19 protein-coding genes are annotated in these 22,619 nt (G+C 47.3%); 10 read left to right on the forward strand and 9 right to left on the reverse strand.

The genetic code is table 11. From position 1 onward, the window contains the following. The first annotated feature begins 4 nt into the window (after positions 1-4). On the forward strand, positions 5-1,573 hold the full coding sequence (gene mmsA, locus M1D59_RS02250; RefSeq protein WP_026580531.1) for a multiple monosaccharide ABC transporter ATP-binding protein: 1,569 nt from the start codon (positions 5-7) through the stop codon (positions 1,571-1,573). Next, positions 1,548-2,759: a multiple monosaccharide ABC transporter permease gene (gene mmsB, locus M1D59_RS02255; protein ID WP_020450150.1), complete on the forward strand. Its 1,212-nt coding sequence runs from the start codon at positions 1,548-1,550 to the stop codon at positions 2,757-2,759. Before mmsA ends, mmsB begins: the two co-directional genes overlap by 26 nt. A gap of 47 nt (positions 2,760-2,806) precedes the next feature. Here the strand turns inward: mmsB and M1D59_RS02260 are convergent, their stop codons facing one another. Continuing rightward, positions 2,807-4,075, reverse strand: coding sequence for an MFS transporter (locus M1D59_RS02260; RefSeq protein WP_026580532.1), 1,269 nt, complete (start codon positions 4,073-4,075; stop codon positions 2,807-2,809). A gap of 15 nt (positions 4,076-4,090) precedes the next feature. Next, the gene (locus M1D59_RS02265) at positions 4,091-5,008 is read right to left on the reverse strand and encodes a bifunctional helix-turn-helix transcriptional regulator/GNAT family N-acetyltransferase (RefSeq protein ID WP_020450152.1); all 918 of its coding nucleotides are present in this window, start codon (positions 5,006-5,008) and stop codon (positions 4,091-4,093) included. A 272-nt stretch (positions 5,009-5,280) separates the two neighbouring features. Here M1D59_RS02265 and M1D59_RS02270 point away from each other — a divergent pair, with 272 nt between their 5' ends. Beyond that, the gene (locus M1D59_RS02270; RefSeq protein WP_020450153.1) at positions 5,281-7,353 is read left to right on the forward strand and encodes a beta-galactosidase; all 2,073 of its coding nucleotides are present in this window, start codon (positions 5,281-5,283) and stop codon (positions 7,351-7,353) included. Positions 7,354-7,359: 6 nt separating this feature from the next. Here the strand turns inward: M1D59_RS02270 and M1D59_RS02275 are convergent, their stop codons facing one another. From M1D59_RS02275 to M1D59_RS02290, 4 genes are all read right to left on the reverse strand, one after another. Next, complete coding sequence (locus M1D59_RS02275) at positions 7,360-7,518, reverse strand: hypothetical protein (protein WP_165389270.1); 159 nt, start codon at positions 7,516-7,518, stop codon at positions 7,360-7,362. A gap of 76 nt (positions 7,519-7,594) precedes the next feature. After that, positions 7,595-8,740, reverse strand: coding sequence for a phytase (locus M1D59_RS02280; RefSeq protein WP_020450155.1), 1,146 nt, complete (start codon positions 8,738-8,740; stop codon positions 7,595-7,597). A gap of 177 nt (positions 8,741-8,917) precedes the next feature. Beyond that, on the reverse strand, positions 8,918-9,376 hold the full coding sequence (locus M1D59_RS02285; RefSeq protein WP_026580533.1) for a GyrI-like domain-containing protein: 459 nt from the start codon (positions 9,374-9,376) through the stop codon (positions 8,918-8,920). Between the two features lie 92 nt (positions 9,377-9,468). Beyond that, complete coding sequence (locus tag M1D59_RS02290; protein ID WP_020450157.1) at positions 9,469-10,959, reverse strand: peptide MFS transporter; 1,491 nt, start codon at positions 10,957-10,959, stop codon at positions 9,469-9,471. Positions 10,960-11,249: 290 nt separating this feature from the next. On the opposite strand from M1D59_RS02290, the gene M1D59_RS02295 reads away from it, so the two are divergent. Next, positions 11,250-12,986 (forward strand): right-handed parallel beta-helix repeat-containing protein, encoded by a 1,737-nt coding sequence (locus tag M1D59_RS02295; protein ID WP_458118035.1) that lies wholly within the window; start codon positions 11,250-11,252, stop codon positions 12,984-12,986. A 23-nt stretch (positions 12,987-13,009) separates the two neighbouring features. Here the strand turns inward: M1D59_RS02295 and M1D59_RS02300 are convergent, their stop codons facing one another. After that, complete coding sequence (locus M1D59_RS02300) at positions 13,010-13,228, reverse strand: hypothetical protein (protein ID WP_026580535.1); 219 nt, start codon at positions 13,226-13,228, stop codon at positions 13,010-13,012. Between the two features lie 124 nt (positions 13,229-13,352). Here M1D59_RS02300 and M1D59_RS02305 point away from each other — a divergent pair, with 124 nt between their 5' ends. Genes M1D59_RS02305 through M1D59_RS02320 form a run of 4 tightly spaced genes read left to right on the forward strand, consistent with a single transcriptional unit; the run spans position 13,353 to position 18,121 of the window. Beyond that, entirely contained in the window at positions 13,353-14,996 is a 1,644-nt protein-coding gene (locus tag M1D59_RS02305; RefSeq protein WP_026580536.1) for a spore germination protein, read from the forward strand. Then, positions 14,980-16,203 carry a Ger(x)C family spore germination protein gene (locus tag M1D59_RS02310; RefSeq protein ID WP_026580537.1) on the forward strand — a complete coding sequence of 408 codons (1,224 nt, stop codon included), beginning with the start codon at positions 14,980-14,982 and terminating at the stop codon, positions 16,201-16,203. The genes M1D59_RS02305 and M1D59_RS02310 overlap by 17 nt, the downstream gene beginning before the upstream one ends. A gap of 24 nt (positions 16,204-16,227) precedes the next feature. Then, positions 16,228-17,334, forward strand: coding sequence for a GerAB/ArcD/ProY family transporter (locus tag M1D59_RS02315; protein WP_268460754.1), 1,107 nt, complete (start codon positions 16,228-16,230; stop codon positions 17,332-17,334). Between the two features lie 55 nt (positions 17,335-17,389). Continuing rightward, a complete protein-coding gene (locus M1D59_RS02320; protein WP_026580539.1) occupies positions 17,390-18,121 on the forward strand; it encodes a MerR family transcriptional regulator in 732 nt (243 codons plus the stop codon). Positions 18,122-18,150: 29 nt separating this feature from the next. Here the strand turns inward: M1D59_RS02320 and M1D59_RS02325 are convergent, their stop codons facing one another. Continuing rightward, positions 18,151-18,834, reverse strand: a complete 684-nt coding sequence (locus M1D59_RS02325; protein ID WP_026580540.1) for an ABC transporter ATP-binding protein — start codon at positions 18,832-18,834, stop codon at positions 18,151-18,153. A 15-nt stretch (positions 18,835-18,849) separates the two neighbouring features. Then, complete coding sequence (locus M1D59_RS02330) at positions 18,850-20,289, reverse strand: ABC transporter permease (protein WP_283931562.1); 1,440 nt, start codon at positions 20,287-20,289, stop codon at positions 18,850-18,852. Between the two features lie 217 nt (positions 20,290-20,506). Here M1D59_RS02330 and M1D59_RS02335 point away from each other — a divergent pair, with 217 nt between their 5' ends. Both M1D59_RS02335 and M1D59_RS02340 read left to right on the forward strand, forming a co-directional pair. Further along, positions 20,507-21,193 (forward strand): response regulator transcription factor, encoded by a 687-nt coding sequence (locus tag M1D59_RS02335; RefSeq protein ID WP_026580542.1) that lies wholly within the window; start codon positions 20,507-20,509, stop codon positions 21,191-21,193. Further along, positions 21,183-22,610 (forward strand): sensor histidine kinase, encoded by a 1,428-nt coding sequence (locus tag M1D59_RS02340; protein ID WP_039073204.1) that lies wholly within the window; start codon positions 21,183-21,185, stop codon positions 22,608-22,610. The genes M1D59_RS02335 and M1D59_RS02340 overlap by 11 nt, the downstream gene beginning before the upstream one ends. Positions 22,611-22,619 lie beyond the last annotated feature (9 nt).

The raw sequence follows: 22,619 nt of genomic DNA on the forward strand, positions 1-22,619 counted from the left end.
TCCGATGTCCGATTGCATTTTGGAGATGAGAGGCATCACGAAGGAGTTTCCCGGCGTCAAAGCGCTCGACAATGTCCACCTCCGCGTTAAAGCGGGCGAAATCCATGCCCTCTGCGGTGAAAACGGGGCGGGCAAGTCGACTTTGATGAAGGTGCTGAGCGGTGTATATCCGTACGGTACGTATACGGGCGACATTTTGTATAAAGGGAAAGTATGCCAATTCAAAAATATTAAGCAAAGCGAGGAAGCGGGGATCGTCATCATCCACCAGGAGCTGGCGCTCGTCCCCCAGCTTTCCATTGCGGAAAATCTTTTTTTGGGCAATGAACAGGCGAGCCGCGGCGTCATCAATTGGCGAAAAACGAAGCTGGAAACGCTCGAGTTAATGAAAAAAGTCGGGCTTCATGAATCTCCGGATATGCTTGTTTCCCAAATCGGCGTCGGAAAGCAGCAGCTTGTTGAAATCGCCAAAGCGCTGGCAAAAAAGGTGCAGCTCTTGATTTTGGATGAACCGACTGCGGCTTTAAATGAAGCGGACAGCGAGAATCTGCTGCGGCTCTTACTCGAACTGAAAAAACAGGGGATCTCTTCAATTATGATTTCCCATAAATTAAATGAGGTTACGAACGTCGCAGATTCGATTACCGTGCTCCGAGACGGACAGACGATCGAAACGCTTGATGTGCAAAGCGGGCAATTGACCGAAAACCGGATCATCAGAGGCATGGTCGGCAGGGAGCTGCAAAACCGCTATCCTGCCAGAAGCGCCAAGATCGGGGACGTCATCTTTGAAGTGAAGGATTGGACAGTTCATCATCCTCTTCAACAGGACCGCAAAGTGGTAAACACGGCGGCCCTTTCCGTCAAAAGAGGCGAGATCGCAGGAATTGCCGGCTTGATGGGCTCCGGAAGGACGGAGCTGGCGATGAGCATCTTTGGAAGATCATACGGAAAAAACATCTCCGGCACAATCGAAAAAGACGGGCGGGAGCTTTACATCCGCCACCCTGAAGAAGCCATTAAAAACGGCATCGTCTATGTGACGGAGGACCGGAAAGGAAACGGTCTGATTCTGGATGACAGCATTAAAGAAAACATTACGCTGTCCAAACTGGAGAAGGTGTCGAGCCGATTGGTGATGGACGAGCGCCGCGAAAAACATGAAGCGGAGGATTTTCGCAGGAAATTGAACATCAAGACGCCCGACATCGGCCAGCGGACCGGAAATTTAAGCGGAGGCAACCAGCAGAAGGTCATGCTGAGCAAGTGGATTTTTGCGGAGCCTGACATTTTAATTTTGGATGAACCGACGCGCGGCATCGATGTCGGCGCCAAATACGAAATCTATGGCGTCATCAATCAGCTTGCCGAAGCAGGTAAAGCGGTTATTATGATTTCTTCGGAGCTTCCCGAGCTGCTGGGAATGTGCGACAGAATCTATACGATGTGTGAAGGGGAAATCACCGCTGAATTTTCCAAAGAAGAAGCTGATCAGGAGAAGCTGATGAAATATATGACCATCCGCATGAAGAGAGGGGGAGAGGCGTATGCAGACACCGGTGCAAACGGATAAAGACCGCGCTCAGCCCGGTTACTTTCAGCTGTTTCGCGACATGTATAAGCAGAACATCCGGAAATACAGCATGGTCATTGCGCTCGTGTTTATTATGCTGCTGTTTCAAATACTGACAGACGGAATTTTGCTGAGGCCGCTGAACATTACGAACTTGATTTTGCAAAACAGCTACATTCTCATTTTAGCCATCGGGATGATGCTCGTCATCATTACGGGACACATTGATTTATCAGTCGGTTCAGTCGCCGCTTTTGTCGGCGCCGTCTCCGCGATGATGATCATCGAAAACGATATGCCGCTGTTTGCGGCGGTCGTTCTGTCGTTGCTTCTGGGAGCGGCAATCGGCGCCTGGCAGGGATTTTGGATCGCTTATGTCAAGATTCCGGCCTTCATCGTGACGCTGGCGGGAATGCTATTGTTCAGAGGACTCACGATGATCGTGCTTGAGGGGAAATCGATCGCTCCATTTCCCGTGTCCTTTCAAAAAATGGCGTCCGGCTTTATCCCGGACTGGCTGAACGGAGGCGCGCTCCATATGACGACGATTGTCGCTGGAGCGGGAGTGTCGATTCTTTATCTCGTGTATCAGCTTCAGCAGAGAAACATGCAGAAGAAATTCCAATTTGACTTGCAGGGAAAAGGTCTGTTTGCAGTTAAGGTGTTTTTTATCATCGCCATTATCAACCTTTTTACCTACATTCTCGCGACGTACGAAGGCATACCTCTCATTTTGATCACATTGTTCATCTTAATCGCCGGGTATACATTCGTTATGAAAAAAACCGTCATCGGGCGGAGAATCTACGCAATCGGCGGCAATGAAAAAGCAGCCGAGCTTTCAGGAATCAAAACAAAACGGCTTACCTTTATGGTTTTCGTCAATATGGGCGTCTTAGCTGCTCTTTCCGGATTGATTTTTGCCGCCCGTTTAAACGCGGCCACTCCGAAAGCAGGAAACCTGTTTGAACTTGACGCCATTGCGGCCTGCTTCATCGGCGGTGCTTCAGCTTACGGCGGAATCGGCACGATCGGCGGGGCCATCATCGGCGGCCTTGTCATGGGGGTCATGAACAACGGTATGTCGCTGCTCGGTCTGGGCATTGACTGGCAGCAAGCAATTAAAGGCCTCGTCCTTCTGATTGCCGTTGCATTTGATATTTACAATAAGAATAAAACTTCTTAATTGATAAAGAAAAACCTGTTTTTGAACATCAAAAACAGGTTTTTTCATTATTGCTGGACTGAACGTCCTTCCTGATTCAGTGTGGGGTTTATTTTTTTAGGTTCCGGCAGCAGGATATTCAAAATGCTTGCTGCCGCCAAAATAACGATTGAAAGGTAGAAAGACAGGTTATAGTTGCCTGTTTGGCTGTACCAGACGCCGGGCAAATAAGCGCCGAGCGCCGAACCGAGCTGGTGGCTGAGGAACAGCCAGCCGAGAATGAACCCGACGGAGTACTGCCTGAAATACTGGGTTGCGAGCATTTGCGTCGGGGCGACGGTCGCAAAGTCGACCAAACCGAACAAAACCGCGAAGCAAAGCAGGAGGACCGAGTTGTGGCTCGACAACAAAATGACAAGCGACAGCGCCCTTACGGCATATAAAAAGCACAAAATTTTTCGGCTGCTCCAGCGGTCAGCGACGACGCCGGAAATCAAAATACCGATGATGTTAAACCCGGCCAGCAGGCTGACAGCGGCGCTTGTTACTTCGGTCGAAAACCCGTGGTCATGCGAAAAAGGGATAAGATGGGTATCCATTAACCCCGTCGTTGTAAATCCGCAAATGAAAAACGGCAAGACGAGGAACCAAAACGTTCTTTTGAGAAAAACGGCTTTGTATGGAATCTTTTTAGGCTGGGCGTCCGGCTCTTCTTTTATCTCGCCGCCCTGAGTGCCGCCGATCGGCTGTACATTTTTTTCCGAAGGATGATTCCGCAATAACAAGATGACGATCGGAAATACGATAACAGCTAAAAACAATCCGAGAACGATGACGGTCACTTGCCAGTTAAACCAGTGGATCAACATGAGCGATCCAGGGACAAGCAGCATCTGCCCCGCGCCGAATCCCGCTTCCATAATGCCGAATGCAAGCCCCCGCTTCTCATTGAACCAGTTGGTCACGATCACGGTCGATGCGACATTCGACGCACCGCCGACGCCGAGAGAAACGATGATGCCGTACAAAATAAACAGTTGCCACGGAGAAGTCACGAGATATGTAAAAAAGATGCTCAAGCCGACCAGAAGCGTGCTGAGAGATAAAATGATCCGCGGTCCGAACCGGTCGACAAGCCTGCCGATTACCGGCTGGGATACACCGTAGACAATGAAGCTCAGCATGGAAATAAGCGAAATCGTGCCCCTGTCCATTGAAAATTCCTCTTCCCAAGGCTGAATAAAGGCCCCGAAAGAAAGGCGCACTCCTTGAACGGCCAAAAGCGTCAAAAACGTCACAAAAACGATAATCCAGGCGTAGTGTATTTTCCGTTTCATAGATCCTCCATTTCGTCAGCCTAACTCGGCATCCCAGCGTTCTTCCCGGAGCCGCTGTCCCCATAATAAAGTCTCGTCTTTCACTTCCGTCAGTCTGAATCCGAATTTTTCATACAAAGGCCGCGCTTCAGCCATCGTACTTACCGTCCATAGAAAAATCCGCTCAAATTGATTGTCTTTACAATAATCGATGAGATGCTTCAAAAGGCGCGTGCCGACTCCCTGATGCCGAAAAGCGGCATCGACCAGAAACCATCTGAGCTGTACGGTTTTGCCGGGATGTTTGACGAGCCCGACGCATCCCGCAAACCTTCCGGCGCTCTCTGCGATCCAAATGTTTTCGATATCGGCATCAAATGTTTCGTGAAGGTAATCCAAAAATGAATCGTCCCAGCCGTGTGTCTCCGCATAAAACGCACGTTGTTTTTCGATCATTAGTTTGATATCGTCCGATATATAGTAATCTCTTATGGAAACGTCCGATTTTTCGGGCGGCAGGTGTTCCGACAATATGGATTCAATTGTATTCATCGCCTCCGTCAGCTTTTCCTGATGGGGGCCGTCGATATGCTTCAGCATGTATTCGATTTGCTGATTGGCTTTTGCCTCCAGCTTCTTATAAATGGATTCGCCGAAGCTTGTTAAATAGATATAGTGGTTGCGGCTGTCCTCCTCGCTTCTCTTTTTATAGACCATATTTTCCTTTTCGAACCGCTTCAGGATCCGGCTGACATAGCCCCGGTCCAGGCCGAGCGTATCTTGAATCAGCTTGGCTGTACAATCGGCCGTATTGTGAATTTCGAATAATATCCGGGTTTCCGTCAATGAAAAAGGGCTGTCATAAATATGTTCATTCAGAAAACCGAGCACATTTGTGTAGAATCGATTGAACTTTCTGAATTTTAATGTGATAGAATGATTGATTTCTGTCATCTCAAAACCTCTCTTTCTATAAATCGTTGCTTTAATCAATTATAATAAAATAGTTGATTTAGTCAAGTGTATGGAAATAAAGTTAAAAATGTTAATGATAGATTATATTTTACAAATAAAGAAAGATAAATTCAATCGCACAGGAAAATTCATCCACCAGGCAGGAAAGAGGGAAGAAAACAGAGTATATAATCTAACAACCTGTTTTTGTAAGCGTTTAATGTCTGTCTCCGCGTCATATGAAAACGAGGAAGAGAGGATGAAACTTTACGATGGTCAAACCGTATCCCCCGATCAGCCGGAAAGTTCCCCGACTATTGCATGGAGCCGATTACAACCCTGATCAATGGCTTAAATATCCGGACGTTTTAAAAGAAGATATCCGCCTGATGAAGCTGTCCCGCTGCAATGTGATGTCTGTCGGCATTTTCTCCTGGGTTTCGCTCGAGCCTGAAGAAGGAAGGTTTACATTTGATTGGCTCGATCAGGTTCTTGATACTTTCAAGGAAAACGGAATTTATGCGTTCTTGGCTACACCGAGCGGTGCCAGACCGGCTTGGATGTCCAAAAAGTATCCCGAGGTGCTGAGAACGGAGCGCAACCGGATCAGAAACCTTCACGGAAAGCGGCACAATCATTGCTATACGTCGCCTGTCTACCGCAGGAAAACGGCGATTATAAACGGAAGGCTTGCGGAGCGCTATGCGCATCACCCGGCTGTCATCGGCTGGCATATCTCCAATGAATACGGCGGAGAGTGTCATTGTGAACTTTGCCAAGATAAGTTCAGAGAGTGGCTGCTCGCGAAATATAAAACGCTGGACCGCCTTAACCATGCATGGTGGACATCGTTTTGGAGCCACACCTATACAGATTGGGACGAGATCGAGTCGCCGGCTCCGCACGGCGAGGATGCTGTTCACGGTTTGAATTTGGACTGGAAGCGTTTTGTCACGGATCAGACGGTTGATTTTTGCCGGCATGAAATTGCCCATGTCCGTTCTTTTAACCCCGACCTGCCCGTGACGACGAATTTTATGGGAACATACGCCGGATTGAATTATTGGAAGTTCGCCGACTTGCTTGATGTCATCTCGTGGGATTCTTATCCGGCATGGCACAACAGCCGGCAGGAAGACAGCCGGCTTGGAGCCGATATTGCTTTTGTTCATGATATCAATCGGTCTCTTAAAGGAGGTCGGCCGTTCATGCTGATGGAAAGTACGCCGAGCATGACGAACTGGCAGGACGTCAGCAAGCTGAAGCGACCCGGTATGCACGAATTGTCATCATTACAGGCAGTCGCTCACGGATCGGACACTGTTCAGTATTTTCAATGGCGGAAAAGCCGCGGCTCAAGCGAAAAGTTTCACGGGGCAGTCGTTGATCATGCGGGATCAGAGCATACGCGCGTTTTCCAGGAAGTAAAAAAACTTGGGGAAAAGCTCGAAAAACTTGAGGATGTCGCAGGAACGACAGTCGAACCCGAGGCCGCGATTATATTTGACTGGGAGAATCGCTGGGCCTTGGAAGACGCCCAAGGTCCGCGCAATATCGGCATGCATTATGAACGGACAGCCAAATCGTTTTATGAACCGTTTTGGCGTGAAGGTGTACCGGTTGATGTGATTCATATGGAGGCCGATTTCTCCCGCTATAAGCTTTTGGTCGCCCCGATGCTCTACATGCTGAAAGAAGGCACCGCCGAAAGGATTGAACAGTTCGTTCAAAACGGGGGTACATTTGTCGCCACTTATTGGTCGGGCATTGTCAATGAGAATGATCTTGTGTTCTTGGGAGGGTTTCCTGGAGGCTTAAGAAAAACGCTCGGCATTTGGTCTGAGGAGATCGATGCGCTTCATGACGGACAGAAAAATACGATTGTGATGGATGCAGATAACCGGCTCGGGTTAAGCGGGAGCTATGAAACCAGCGAGCTTTGCGACCTGATTCATTTAGAAGGAGCCGAAGCGCTCGCTCTGTACGGGGAAGATTTTTACGCGGGCCGGCCCGCGCTGACGGTCAATTTGTTCGGAGACGGGAAGGCCTACTATATCGCTTCAAGGAATGAGGCGGCGTTCCAAGAGGCGTTTATATCGAGGCTCATTGAAGAGTGCGGGATTGCCAAAGTGCTCGATACAGAGCTTCCGAAAGGTGTCACCGCCCAGCTCCGCACAGACGGCCGCCACGATTATATTTTCGTGATGAATTTTACAGCGGAAAACCGCACGGTCTCGCTTCCGGAAGAAACATATACGGACGTCTTAAAAGGAACCCGGAAAAAAGGCGCTCTCAAACTGGTTCCATACGGAACGAGCATTTTGCGGAGAAGCCGCAAAGCCTAGGAATCCTCATTCTTCAGGCCGACGCTTCGTGCAAAATGCAGCAGCGAGCAGGAAGATGACAGCTGAAGTATACGCCAACACACCTTGATCGAAAACGCAGAGAAGCACCACATTTGATAAAACCGCCAACATGATAAACACTACAGCATAAAGATTTAGACGCAATACCATCCCTCCATTAATTGTTATCTTAACATGAAGGGATGTGAAAAATCCGCGGGAAATACCCGCGGATCCGTCCTTATTTGGCTCGGTTTTTCAGTTTTCGGGGATCGACCTGATCATCGATATCAGGTTTGTCGTCCAGCGCGTCGGCGATTTTTTCCCAGGAGACAATTTTGAAGTTCTGATTGGCCGGTTGTCCATTTTCCGTATTTTCGCCGTCTTGGGCGACAAAGATGCCGTATGGATATGTTTTGCCGAGGCCGAAGCCGATGACGTCGATTCCATCGGTATCGCTTGTCCCGTCGATTTCTTTGCCGTCCTCAATTGAAAAAGCAGTGACGTAGTCGTTTTTCCCGCGCCGGTCATAGATGGCATAGCGGTTATCGCCCTGACTGGACGCGATCAAATACCCTTCTCCGTCTTCTCCGTAGTAAATCGTCAGCCCTTCAATATCAGAAGTTAGATGCGGTCCGTCGGCACGATCGACGATTTTTCCTTTATCTCCGCCGTCCGGCTCGGCGCTGAAAGACCAAATCGCAACGTCTTCTTCGGCGATGTACATTTTGCCGTATTCATCATCTGCCGCAAGCCCTTCTGTTTGAGAGCTCATTTTGAATGAGCGGACCTTTTTGCCCTCGACTTGTCCTTTTCCGTTGTCAAACAGTTCATATTGCTCGAATTCTCCGTTCTTTCCGGTCACCATGGCGTAGAACTTGCCGGTTTTCTGGCTGTGATACAGGCTGAAGCCATATACCTCCTGGATATCGGTTTGAATAGGTTTTTGAGGATTGACGATATTCTTCAGCTTGCTTTTTTCGCCGTCAAAGGCGTAAATTTCAACCGTGTTTTTGCCGTCTGACCGGTTTGAGGCCCCGGCAATATCAATTTTTTTGCCATCGAGCGGAAAATTGTAGCGCAGGTCGACATTGTTTAATTTGCCAAACGGATAGGCCGCAAGCTGTTTTCCCTTCAAATCATAGACGATTAAGCCCGACTTTTTGTTTGTGGTGATGAGCCTGCTTTTTTCAGGCTGCTTCGGATGAACCCAAATCGCCGGGTCATCTGCCGCGTCGTCAGGGGTATCCACCGGCTCTGTCTCTGCATCGGCAGTCACCGTGAATTCTTTGTGAGCCGCAGCTTCGTTATGGGGGAGACTGCTCCATGAGGGAGACCATAAGGATGCTGCGAGTGTTGATAAAGCGAGCGTTTTGTAAAAGTTCATATATTAACCTCCTTTTCATAACATTTATCCTAGCAAACCAATGAAAATTATCATTTGAGGGTATGTAAACTTTTGTTAAAAGTGATGGCTAAAAAAGACCGCCGATACTCTAGAGTACGAAACCCAAAGAAAACCCCCGGAATTTTTTCCGGGGGCTGCCTTTAACATCGCTATCTCTCAATGAATCGGAATGTATATCTCAAACGCAAGTTCGTTTAAATCCCCATCCATCGGGTAAAATTCCAATTGTGTAAAAGCGTCACAATTTAAACGAAGACCTTGATCTTTGATCCATTGATATACTTTTTGATAAGTCACTTCAGGCCGCTCATGCTGCGGATGCCTTGTCTGAGCATATGTTAGAGCGGGCGCCTGATAGCTGATCATTCCTTCCGGAAGGGTTTCAGGGAGGTTCTCCGTCTCCATTAATATATAAAAAGTGAATTCCCCTTCGCCGTGATGATCCGATATGGCCCACATGCCGCTGTCTTCTTGAACACCGACTATTTCTCCGCGCCGGTCTTTCAGCTGCTGAATGACGCCGTGGAGCTTTTTCGCCCGGGCTTCTTCGAATGAAACGGTTTGTGAAAAGCCAACACCGGCAAATCCGGGCTTTGCTGTCTTTTTGATCTCCAAATTTTATCCTCCCATCCTGCACCGATTGGTTATTCAGTTATTCGCTGGACAAGAAGCAAATCCTTCAGAAAAGGAGTATCGCCTGTTGCTTTTTAATTGACACCCTTCATAAATTTCTGAATTTTCGGTGACAGCAACATCAAAATGATTCCGAGCAGGATGGATACACCGCCGATGACTCCGAAGTAGGCGATCTCTGTATCAGCGCTGTAAAATCTGACGATCTGTGCATTGATAGCCTGTGCAGAAGCGTTTGACAGGAACCACAGGCTCATCGTCTGCGCTGAGAATGCCGCAGGAGCCAGCTTTGACGTTGCGGATAGCCCGACTGGAGACAAGCACAATTCCCCTAGAACGACGATCAGGAAGCTGAGCACAAGCCACATTGGATTGGCAAGTGATTCAGTGCCGTTGATATAAGCAGGGAAAATCATGACGACAAATGAAAGTCCGGCTAAAATCAAGCCGAGTGAAAATTTCGTCGGCGTTGACGGCTGACGGTTGCCGAGCCTCATCCAAATCCATGCGAAAACCGGTGCAAGCACAACGATGAACAACGGATTCAGCGACTGGAACCAAGATGAGTGCAATTGGACACCTAAAAATTCTAAATGAGTGCGTTTATCTGCATAGGTGGCTAAAATATTGGCGCCTTGTTCCTGAATCGCCCAAAACATCATCGATGCGACAAACAGCGGAATGTAAGCTGTGAGACGGGAACGTTCATCACTCGTCGTTTTGGAGCTTTTAAACATAACGATGAAATAAATCAGCGGGATCAAAATACCGAGACAGCTGACAATCATCGTAAACAGCTCGATTGTCATCCAGCCCATAAAGACGGAATAGCCAAAGATGGCAGCGATCACCAAAACACCAATTCCAATCCGTCCGAACACCATTTTTCTTTCAGCGGGTGTCAGCGGATTCGGTACCGTTCTTCCGGCAGGTCCGAGGTTTTTCTTCCGTGTCGCCAAATAGGTCAGCAGCCCGAACAGCATGCCGATGGCAGCAAGGCTGAAGCCGAGATGGTAGTTGTATGTCTGGCCGACTGTGCCGACGATAATCGGCGCGAGAAATCCGCCAAGGTTGATCCCCATATAAAAGATGCTGAAACCTGAATCGCGGCGGGTGTCTTCAGGGCTGTATAACTCGCCGACAACGCTTGATACGTTTGGTTTTAAAAGGCCTGTCCCAATGATGATCAAGAACATGCTGATGAAAAACGCGGGGACGCTTCCCGGGAATGACAAAAGAATGTGTCCGAACATAATGAGCACGCCGCCGTAAAACACGGTGTTTGCAGTTCCGAGGAGCCTGTCCGCTATCCAGCCTCCGATAATGCCGGACATATAGACGAGGGAACCGTATACGGCCATAATCGAGTTCGCTGTGGTTTGATCAAACCCAAGGCCGCCTTTTGTCACCTCTGTATACAAATAGTAGATAAGGATGGCTCTCATACCGTAGTATGAAAAACGCTCCCAAAATTCAGTGAAGAATAAAGTGAAGAGTCCGCGGGGATGTCCAAAAAACCCCTTTTGCGGAATGTTTTGAAAAGTTTCTTTTTGATGGTTTGACATTCGCAATACTCCTTCTCTTTCTATGTCTATTATAAAAATCATATTCTTATATAATGTTCGTGTCAATACACCTTCAATCGATTTGAATTTTTGATCGCTAATGCAACAAGTTGTGAAGCGCTTTACAAGCGGATAGTAAAAACTTTTGGAAAAAAAATTAGATGAAAAGATTTTTTAATAAAATTTTACCTATCTTATGTACAAGCGGATTTTACTAGATTGGCATATATATATCGGAAACCGTTTTACAAAAGGAGGCTGAAAACAGCGTGCAGCAGCAACCTGAGGAAATGAGAATGACAGTGGTTGACGCGACAAAGTTCGGTGCTGTCGGCGACGGCAAAACAGACTCCACAAATGCGATCAACGAATGTTTGGCGTGGACAAAGTCGATGGGATACAACACGGTATGGATACCGAACGGCACGTACCTGATTGACGGGACGAAAAACAGCGACCCGCGTGCTCCGTTTCGCGGAGCCGGCATCAATGTTCCGGGCAATATTGAAATTTTGATGGACGCGGAGACCGTCATCAAGGTAAAACCGAACAGCTCATGGGGATACGCTGCTTTTTATATAGGCGGAACATCCAATGTGAAAATATCCGGAGGCAGCATCATTGGGGAAAGGGATGAACACACATATACAACGGCGCCGAGACCGACCCATGAATGGGGATTCGGAATTTGTATCGAAGGGGCGTCAAATGTCGTTATTGAACATGTGAGAATAGCCGATTTTACAGGAGACGGAATCATTATCAGCAACGGAGGAGACGGCTATAAGCCGTCAAAGCGTATTAAGGTAACCAATTGTGAAATCAGGCGCTCCAGAAGAAATAATTTGTCGATCACAGGGTGCGACAATGTTCTTGTTGAAGGATGCGAAATTGCAGATGCGGGGACAGGCAACGGCACGGCTCCCCGTTTTGGGATTGATATAGAAGGCTACAGTGAAGGAAACATCGTCTATGAAGAACCCGTTAATGTCATCATCCGAAACAACGTGTTAAAGGGCAATGTCAACAATGCCATTTCCAATTTCAACGGCACTTCTGTCATCATCGAAGGCAATATCGCAGACGGTACCATTTCATACGGATACGGGACGAGTACGACGATTGCAAACAATATCATCAAGAAAAACCCCGAATCCACCGGACAGAGCATCGGAATTAACGGCCTCGGTGTAGGGGCTTTGGAAGCAAGAAGCGATGCCGTTATAAAGGGGAATTTGATTTCGGGTTTTACGACAGGCATCGATATCCGCGGAAAAAGCGTTTTTGCCACGGGAAATCAAATCCGTGATTTTGTAAATGCCGGAATTCTTGCTTATCAAGCGTCGCAAATCTTCATTGAAGGGAATAATATCGAAAACGACGTGCCTGAGCAAAGATCCGGCACCGCTCTCAGCATCACGCAATCAGACAATGTAACGTTTTCCGGCAATCAGATCGCAAATGTCGTACTTGCGGTCAGGAGCACAGGCAATGACGTCCAAATAAAGGATAACGTCATCAAGCAATTCTCCAGAGGCATCTGGATATCGCAAGGTAATGCTGTGATAGAAGGAAACTTTATTTCGCCGGCCGGCTTTCAAACGGTGCCGGAGTCATATGCCGTATCCGTCACAAATACGGCTTCTGCAGTCATTCGGAAAAACACCTTCACCCGCTTCAGAAACTTTCCAATATACTGCTCGACAAATGAGCATACAAAAATTATCGGAAACGACATCGAAGATTCACCGCTGATTGTCACGCTGTATCTCACCCGCGGAACCCACGAGATTATTGGCAATACGATCACGCTCGGCAGGCCGTCCTTGCCGGCTATCCTCATTTATCTCGACCAATCGTCGAACTCGGCGATCCTCGACAACACGCTCCGCAGCAATACCGCTGCAAGAGTGACGGCAATTCAAACCAATACGTCCAGGCAAACGCTGATCATCGGCAATGCGGTTGTAAAAGGTATGATCCATTCCCACGAGACAGATACGGTTCATGGAAATATTGAAGTTTAAGCTCCCTTTTGATAGGGAGCTTTTTATGTCCTTTTTTTCTTCTTGCGGAAGTTCGCCGAGGCTTCGAGAAAAATGATAAACAAAAATAAAAGGATCATGATCCACTCGCCTACCTCTAAGATGGCAAACGTCAGGGAGTTTATTACGGCTCTTTGCAAGGTCATGCCTTGAAATACATCAAGCATGACAGCAAAAGTCTCTAAGGAAACAAATAATAAAAGCCCGATTCCGATCAGTTTCAACTTTTCACCACTCTCCGTTCCCCGTTATTTTTTCTCTTTTCATAAAGCACTATTCCCCCGGGAATAGTATAAATGTGCTTTTGCAAGGAAAAATATGAAAAACGAAAAGGGGATTCTGACAGCCATGCCATTCTTTTTTAAAGGTCGTCATCAAAAGGATAACAAACAAGAATCTCTTATGAGCGGAGATAAAAACCCGGAAACCATAAAAGTATCCGGGTTTGTGCGTCCCTTGCTTGCCGAAAACCTGAGCGTGATTAAAGAAATAACCGGAAACAGCGCAGATGTCGTCATCCGCAAATTAAAAACGGGCGCTGACGAGAAAATCGAATTGGCCGTCGTTTATGTCGGCGGCATTACAGATGAGAAAGCCATCCATGACTTTTTGCTGGAATCGATCATGAGCTCTGAAGAATTAGCGAAAAAGGAGTACGGACGGGATGTTCTTGAGACGATTGCAGGTGATGCCGTTGCGCTGGGCGGTGTCGAAAAAGAAAAGCGATTGGACAAGATGCTTGAATCGTTGATGGCAGGGGATACGATCATTTTGGCCGAGGGAACGGAAACAGCGGTTATTACGACCACGAAAGGCGGGGAAAAGCGTTCGATCAAGGAGCCTGAAAATCAGCAAGCATTCCGCGGTTCACGTGAGGGATTTATCGAATCTCTCGACACGAATATTTCTTTGGTGCGCCGAATCATTAAAAACCCGAATCTTTGGGTTGAAAAAATGACGATGGGAAGCGTCACAAAAACCGATGTGGCGATCATGTATATCAACGGGGTGTGCGACCCGAAAACGGTGAAAGAAGTCAAAAAAAGGATGGCTGGCATTGAGATCGACAGCATCCTTGAATCGGGGTATATTGAACAGTTTATTGAAGACGCTGTGTTTACGACCTTTCCAACGATATATCATACCGAAAGGCCGGACATGGTCGCAGGGAATCTGCTTGAAGGAAGAATCGCCATCTTTGTTGACGGTACACCGTTTGTCCTGCTTGTCCCTGCCGTTTTTATTCAATTTTTTCAATCTGTTGAGGATTACTATTCACGCTTTGACATTGCGACGTTCATCCGCTTTTTACGCGTGTTGATCTTTTTTATTTCGCTTATTGCACCTGCCGTCTACGTCGGTGCGACGACGTTTCACCAGGAAATGATCCCGACAGAGCTTTTGATCGTAATTGCCGCGCAGCGTGAAATCGTGCCGTTCCCGGCTGTGGTGGAAGCGCTGATCATGGAAATTTCGTTTGAAATTTTGCGAGAGGCGGGCATCCGGCTTCCGAAAGCGATAGGTTCTGCCGTTTCGATTGTGGGAGCCATCGTCATTGGACAGGCGGCTGTTCAGGCGGGGATTGTGTCGCCGGCGATGGTCATCGTCGTAGCGATCACAGCGATTTCAAGTTTTGCCACACCTTCCTTCGCCATGGCGATATCCGCCCGGCTGGTTCGGTTTTTCTTCATATTAGCCGCGGCGACGACGGGTTTTTACGGCATTATTCTTGGACTGATCATTATGTTTGTCCATTTATGCAGCCTCCGTTCGTTCGGTGTTCCATATATGACTCCTTTTGCGCCGTTTATTCTGAAAAACTGGGGCGACTCCATCGTTCGTTTGCCTTGGTGGACACATGAGAAGCGGCCTGAACTGATCGGCAATGACAATAAGGTGCGTCAAGGAGAATACCAGAAACCTAATCCGCCGGAATCAGGCGATATGAAGACAAAACAAGAAGATGGTGATCCAAATGAAACGAAGCCTTAAGATTGTGCTCCTGCTGGCCGCCATTGTTCTTCTTCAAGGATGCTGGGATAAAAGAGAACTGACAGATTTGCTGCTGATCACTGCCATTGGTATTGATAAAGGTAAAAATACAGATTACGAATTAAGCTATCAGATCGTCAATCCGATCAATGTGACAGGAGGCCTTCAAGGCGGACAGGGAGGAGACAGGCCGCCGGTTTCAAGCTATTCTGTGACGGGCAATAATCTGACGGAAATGAGCAGGCACGCGTCGGCGAAAATGTCGAGGGAAATTTATTACTCCCACACGAACCTCGTGGTTGTTGATGAAAAACTCGCCAAGGAAGAAGGCTTGATTAAAATTCTTGATGTTCTTGACCGGGACACCGATTTTCGTTCAACGGCGACGATTATTATTTCCCGCGGCCAAAAAGCGAAAACATTCATCCGGACGCTGACGCCGATCGATAAGATCCCGTCAAATAAAGTAAACAAAACACTGCAATTTACTGAAGAGCATTTGGGAGAACATATGAAGACGAGCGTGCAGGATGTCATCAAGTGCTTGACATCGAAGGCAAAGCACCCGATTATTACTTCTTTTAAAGTATCCGGAAACAAGGAGAAGGGTGAAAAGATGGAAAACGTGCAGTCTACATCTCCTGAGGCAATAGTCGAAGCGGACGGGCTGGCAGTCATTAAAGAGGGCAAGCTCGTCAACTGGCTTGAAGGCAAAACCGCGCGGGGCGTTTTATGGCTGCGCAATAAAATCAGCAGAACGTATTTGACAACTACATTGAATCACGAAAAAGACGCCGTCACATTTGATGTCATCCGCCAAAAAACAAAAATCAGATCACATCTTAAAAACGGCAAACCGGCGATTTCGGTTGAAGTAGACATGGAAGGGGACATCGGCGAAACCACTGTGCCGATTCACCTGGATGATCCAAAAGTGCTGAGCGACATCGAAAGGAAGGTGGCAAAGGAGCTGAAAAATGAATTGCAGAATACCATTGACGTTGTTAAGCGAAACAAGACGGATGTTCTGCAATTCGGTGACGTTGTGTATCGCAACCACCCAAAAGTGTGGGAAAAGATGGAGGGCGAATGGAGCAATCGGTATTTTCCTGATACAGATGTCGACATTACGGTTAACGCATATGTACGGAGAACAGGTTTAAGGAACAACCCGAACATTTTGAATCATCACGAAGGGCGTTCTTGAATGAAAGAGAGAGGAGGGCTTTAAATGGAGAAAGCAAAAATCAGTGCTGCACAGTTGTTCGTGCTGATTGTTCTGTTTGAACTCAGCAGCTCTCTGCTGATTTTTCCAGGACAATCTGCCGAACAGGACGCCTGGATGGCGATCTTGTTCGGAACAGTCGGAGGGCTGGCTTTGTTTATGATGCACCACTTTTTCTACCAGGTGAATCCCGACGCCTCTCCCTATGAAACGCTGATGAGTATTTTTGGAAAACCGGTTGGCTGGGGCCTGTCTTTTATCTACATTGTTTATTATAGTTATATTGCGGCAAGGGTTTTGCGCGATTTTGGCGAAATGCTGCTGACGTCGGCTTATCCGAACACGCCGATTATCTTCGCGAATGGTTTGTTGATTGCAGTTTGTATTTTTACCGTGAGGAAAGGAATCGAAGTCCTGGCCCGTTCAGGCGAGCTGCTGTTTGGCATCATGTTTTGGCTCGCTGTCATAGGCCTCATCTTAATTGTTTCGTCAGGCTTGATTAAACCGAAAGAGCTTTTGCCTATTTTTGGAAACGGACCCGGTCCGATGTTCCATGCCGTGTTCACGCAAACGCTGTATTTTCCGTTTGGAGAAATTATCGTCTTTACATTGATCCTGCCGTATTTAAAAGAAAAGAAACAGGCAAAAAAAGCGGGGCTGTTGGGAATCGCCATCAGCGGCATCATCCTGGCTTTTAATGTGGCATTGAACATCAGCGTGCTTGGCGTCGACCTCAATATGAGGTCGCGCTTCCCATTGCTGAGTACGATCCAGACGATTCAAGTCGCTGAATTTCTGGACAGGCTTGATGTATTTTTCATGCTCGTGTTGGTAATTGGCGGTTTTTTTAAGATGAGCATTTTCATGTATGCCGTAACCGAAGGCGTGACCGTCTTATTCAAGCTTAAAAACCCCTCCAAAATTGTTCATGTCATCGGCATTATTATTTTGATTTTATCCGTCTCCATTGCCAGCAATATTTCGGAGCATGTAAAAGAAGGAATCGAGTTTGTTCCTTTATATGTCCATTTGCCGATGCAGGTGATCCTTCCTGCTTTTATTTGCCTGGTCGCTTATGCGAAAATGAAAAAAAATAAAAAAAAGACCGTGTAATGGATTGACCCCGCCCTTAGGGCACCCTTTAACATGACAGACGAGGTGAGGTTTGATGCTCTATACGGTAAAAGAAGTGGCTCGCTTGGCGAATATCACGGTCAAAACGCTGTACCACTACCATAAAATCGGACTTTTATGCCCCGCGGAGGTGACGGATGCCGGCTACCGCCTTTACGGGGTAAAAGAGCTGGAACGGCTGCAGCATATCTTGTTTTATCGGGAGCTCGAATTTCCGCTCAAGGAAATTAAGCAAATACTGGACGGCGAAGCTGATCGACTGACGATTTTATCTGAGCAGAAACGTCTTTTTACTGCCCGTTTGGACAGGATAAAACAGCTTATTTCTACGATCGATCTCTCGATTCAGCAGGCCGGGAAAGGAGAAGCAATGGATCAATCAAGCATGTTTAAAGGGTTTTCAAGCAGCAGGGAATGGGAGGACGCACTCGCTGAACAGAACCGCTATTTGAAGGAGGCGTATGATGTCGATTTGCTGAGAGGAGAACCGGTCATCGCGGAAGAAATGAATGAAAAAGCTGAAGAGGCAGCCCGTTTTATGAATGGAATGGCCGAAGCGCTCAGAGATGGAGTCAAACACGACCATGAACAAGTAAAGACTGCCATTAAACGGCACCTTAAGTTTTTGGGGATCACGCCCGGCGATTTTCAGACGCAGACACGCTTTTTTATCGAAGATGATTTTCATCGCGGGATGCTTGAAAATCAGCAAACCGGCCTATCGTATTATTTGGCGGCGGCTGCAGAAGCTTTTGCTTCATCATAAAAGAAGGGGAACGGCTCATGCCGTTCCCCTTATCCTGCTGATCTGCGGTTTTTGACGGTAAAGCCGCCTCTTGAAAGCCGGATGTTGACGTCGGATACCTTTGCGATCTGTTCGTCATGGGTGACCATGATGACGCATTTGTTTTCTTGGTGGGCAAGGTTTTGGAAGAGCCGGACGATGTCCTTTGATGTATTTTCATCCAAGTTGCCGGTCGGTTCATCGGCGACGATTAAGTCCGTGTCACAGCAGAACGCTCTGATGATGGAGACACGCTGCTGCTGCCCGCCGCTTAATGTCAATACTTTCTGTCTGGCCTGCTTTTCGCCGATGCCGACTTTTTCGAGCATCTCCAAAGCGTATTGTTCTTTGTTTTTGACCTGAGATCCGGTAATTTCCATGGCTGACGTGATATTTTGGAGAGCCGTCATATACGGGAGCAGGTTATAGGACTGAAAGACGATCGATACATATTGATTGCGGAAGCTGGTCAGCCCGATTTTTGAAATGTTTTCTCCTTTATACAGGATGTCTCCCTCTTTTGGTACATCAAGTCCGCCTGCCAGCGATAAAAAGGTGGTTTTGCCGGAGCCGGAAGTCCCGACAATCGTATACAAAAGCCCTTGGCTGAATTGAATGCTGATCTCTTCGAAAAGAGGCTGATCCTGATTTTTATACCAATAGCCGACATTCTGAAATTCTAAAATAGTGCCCATGATCTTCACTTCTTTCTATTCTTGTTTTGTTAAAATCGTTTTCGGATGGAGCCTTAAAACAGATATTGACGGAAGGAGCGTCGCGAACAGCGCGATTAAAAGGCCGATGCCGCCGAGTGCCATCAAGTTCCCGAAGGATACTTGAATGTCAAGCTGATCAATGGCTGAGACTTGGGCGGTCCTTTGTCCGAAGAAGCCTCCGCCGCCAAGGCCCATCATTCCGCCTGCAGACTGGCCAGCTGACGTTTGTTCGATTTGCTGGCTCAAGAGCTGGTTCCCGATTTGTCCGGCAATCAAGCTGCCGGTTAATGCTGAGATGCCGATGGCAAGCACTGCGATCATTAAGATTTCGGTCAAAAACTGTCCGATGAGTTTCCAGCGTTTTTCACCGATCGCCATCAGAACGCCCATTTCGTATTTTCTCTCCCTGATTGACATCATGACGATCAGTCCGAGGATCACCGCTCCGGCGATCGTGACGAGATAGACGACATTTTTCGAGAAGGACGCGACATTTTCAATCGGGCCGACCATCTGCTGGTACAACTGATCATTGGCATCCAATGTGAATGTATCCAAATCAATGCCTGTTTTCTTGGCAGCCGCAATGAAAGTGTCGATGTTGGAGGCGTCGTCCATATTGTAGACCGCTTCATCAATCGCGTTTTTATAATCGTCGCCTTTTAAGGCCGATGCCGCCGTATATGGTGTGTAGATTTTGTTATAAGGGTTTAAAAAGGCAAAGTTTTGCGCTTGATTGTCTCCGGATGAAGTCGTTTGATAGATTCCGACGATTTTCAAATTGATCGTTGTAGCTTCATCGCTGCTCGCTTTGACTTTGATCGTATCGCCGACTTTCAGAGCGTTTTCTTCGGCAAGCGTTTCTTCAATCACGGCGACTTTTTTATTCACATCATCCTTTGTTAAAGCACGGCCTTCCGTGATCTTGGACGTCCCGTTGGAAAATTCGTCGACAAGGGCTGTGCTTGTCACACCTTCGATTGATACGTCAGCCTGCATCATTTGCCGGCCGCCCTGTTCATTGCCGCCCGGTCCGGCCGGCTGCTCGCTGTTTGAGGCCGAAGAATCCTCGTCACCGCTTTCGATCGGATCGAAATTGTCCGCTAAAGCAGACGTAGAGGAGATGTAGTTATAGCTTTTGACATGGTCAAGGCCCGCAAGCTTCTCGGCTGATTTAACAGAAACGGGGGTCGATTCAAACCTTTTCCGTTCTCCTGATTCCTGCTGTTCTTTCATCATTTTTTCCCTGTCAACTTTGAGCGTGACGCTGCCTCCAAGCTGCTCCCTTGCCAGTTCGCTCGATTTCACGGCCGCCGACTGGATCGTAATTCCTGTCAGCACGAGCACGCAAATCATCGTGAAAACAAACAATTGTAAAAGTGTTTTTCCTTTTTTCGCTTTCATGCTCCAAAAGGCTCGTTTGAAAAAATTCATAACGCGTGATTCCTCCGTATCTATTTCATTTATTATGGCTGCGAAGTCAAACGGCAGCAGGACTTTTGCCTTATGCTTGATTTCATCTTAGCCGCTACTTATGAATAAATTATGACCAAACTGTTGCCAGTCCTTTAAATGTTCATAATGGAATTGAGAAATGGCTGAGCCCTGTGTAAAATGAATCTAACGTTTGTCTAGCGGAGGCATATTGACGATGAAAATATTAATGATTGAGGATAATTTAAGCGTATGTACAATGACAGAAATGTTTTTTGCAAAAGAAGGATTTGAAACAGAGTTCGTCCATGACGGACTTGAAGGATATAACCGTTTTAAATCGGATGATTGGGATTTGTTGATCATCGATATCATGCTGCCGTCCATGGACGGGGTCACGATCTGCAAAAAGGTCAGGGAAGAGAGCACGGTTCCGATTATTATGCTGACGGCAAAAGATACGGAATCAGACCAGGTGCTCGGTTTTGAGCTCGGAGCTGATGATTATGTGACAAAGCCGTTCAGCCCTTTGGCGCTTGTGGCGAGAATCAAAGCGGTGAGCCGGAGGTATCAAAGCGCCGGCCGGCAGGATTCCGCTGACAGCGACTCGCTTGAAACGGAACATTTTAAAATCAATAAAAAAACGAGAGAAGTGTTTTTGGACGGCGTTCAAATTCAAAATTTGACGCCTAAGGAGTTCGATTTATTGTATTACCTGGTGCAAAGTCCAAAACAGGTTTTCTCAAGGGAGCAGCTGCTTGAGCAGGTTTGGGGATATCAATTCTACGGAGACGAGCGGACGGTTGATGTTCATATTAAAAGGCTGAGAAAAAAGCTTGGCAGCGACTCGCGGCCGTTTCTTTATACCGTATGGGGAGTAGGGTACAAGTTCGATGAAGATTAAGTATCTCTATCAGCTGCTGGCCAGTCACATCACTATATTAATCATGGCTTTTCTCATTACCGGGGCGCTGTTTTCCCACTTTGTCAAAGACTTTGCATACGAAAGCAAAGTCGATGAGCTGTCTTCATACGGCTATCGAATCATGGGCGAAATGGAGATGCGGCCAAAAGGCGCGCCGGCCATTATGAAGCCGTTTGAGGAAATTTTGCGAAGCAGGAAGATCAGCTTCTTTCTTTTTAATGAAAAGAAAGAGGTCTTGATGACGCCGGCCGATTTGCGGCCGCGAAAGCTGCTGCTCAGTGATGAAGAATGGAAAGAGCTTAAAGATGGAAAGGCCGTGGTCGTCAAAACCGATTTTAACCGTTTTAATGAGGAAGTATCGGTTGTGGCGCTGCCCAACATCGTCAACAATGAATTTCAGGGAGGCATTCTGCTGACCGCTCCGATCAGCGGGACCGAGGAAATGATCAGCGACATGAACCGCTTTATGCTCTTTACGGCGGCGGGTGTTATCTTAGTCGCTATTCTTCTAAGCTGGCTGACGTCCAAATTCCATGTCGCCCGCATTCAGAAGCTCCGCGATGCAACGAAAAAAGTCGCCGCCGGAGATTATGACATCCATATCGAAAACCGCAATAAGGATGAGATCGGTGATTTGGGCGACGATTTTAACATTATGGCTCGCAAGTTAAAAAGCTCAAGTGAAGAAATCGACCGGCTTGAAAAGCGAAGAAGGCAGTTTATCACTGACGTCTCACATGAGCTGAAGACGCCGCTGACGACGATCAGCGGTTTAGTGGAAGGGATGAACAGCCAGACGATACCCGAAGATCAGCAGGATAAATGTATGAAGCTGATTACGGAGGAGACAAAAAGGCTGATTCGCCTCGTCAACGAAAACCTTGATTATGAAAAAATCCGTTCCAATCAGATTACACTGCAAAAACTGCATTATCCGCTGATCGAAGTGTTTGAAATCATTAAAGAGCAGCTGGCGCTTCAGGCTGAGGAGAAACAGAATCAGCTGATCCTCGATGTGGAGGATCATGTGATGGTCAATGCCGATTACGACCGGCTCATCCAGATACTCGTCAATATTACGAAAAACAGTATTCAATTCACAACGAACGGAACCGTTTGGCTGAGAGGCCGGGAAGACTATAAGGAGACGGTGATCGAAATAGAGGATACCGGAATCGGCATTGATGAAAAGGATATTGAAAACATTTGGGATCGTTTTTATAAAGCAGATTTATCACGGACGAACACCCCTTACGGAGAATACGGGCTGGGGCTGTCGATCGTCAGACAGCTCGTCGCCCTGCACAACGGTACGGTAGAGATTGAAAGTGAGAAAAACAAAGGAACAAAATTTATCATCCGTCTGCCGCTGACAGCGAGAGATGATGATGAATAGAAACCCGCC

The organism is Bacillus sp. PK6-026 (assembly GCF_054161455.1).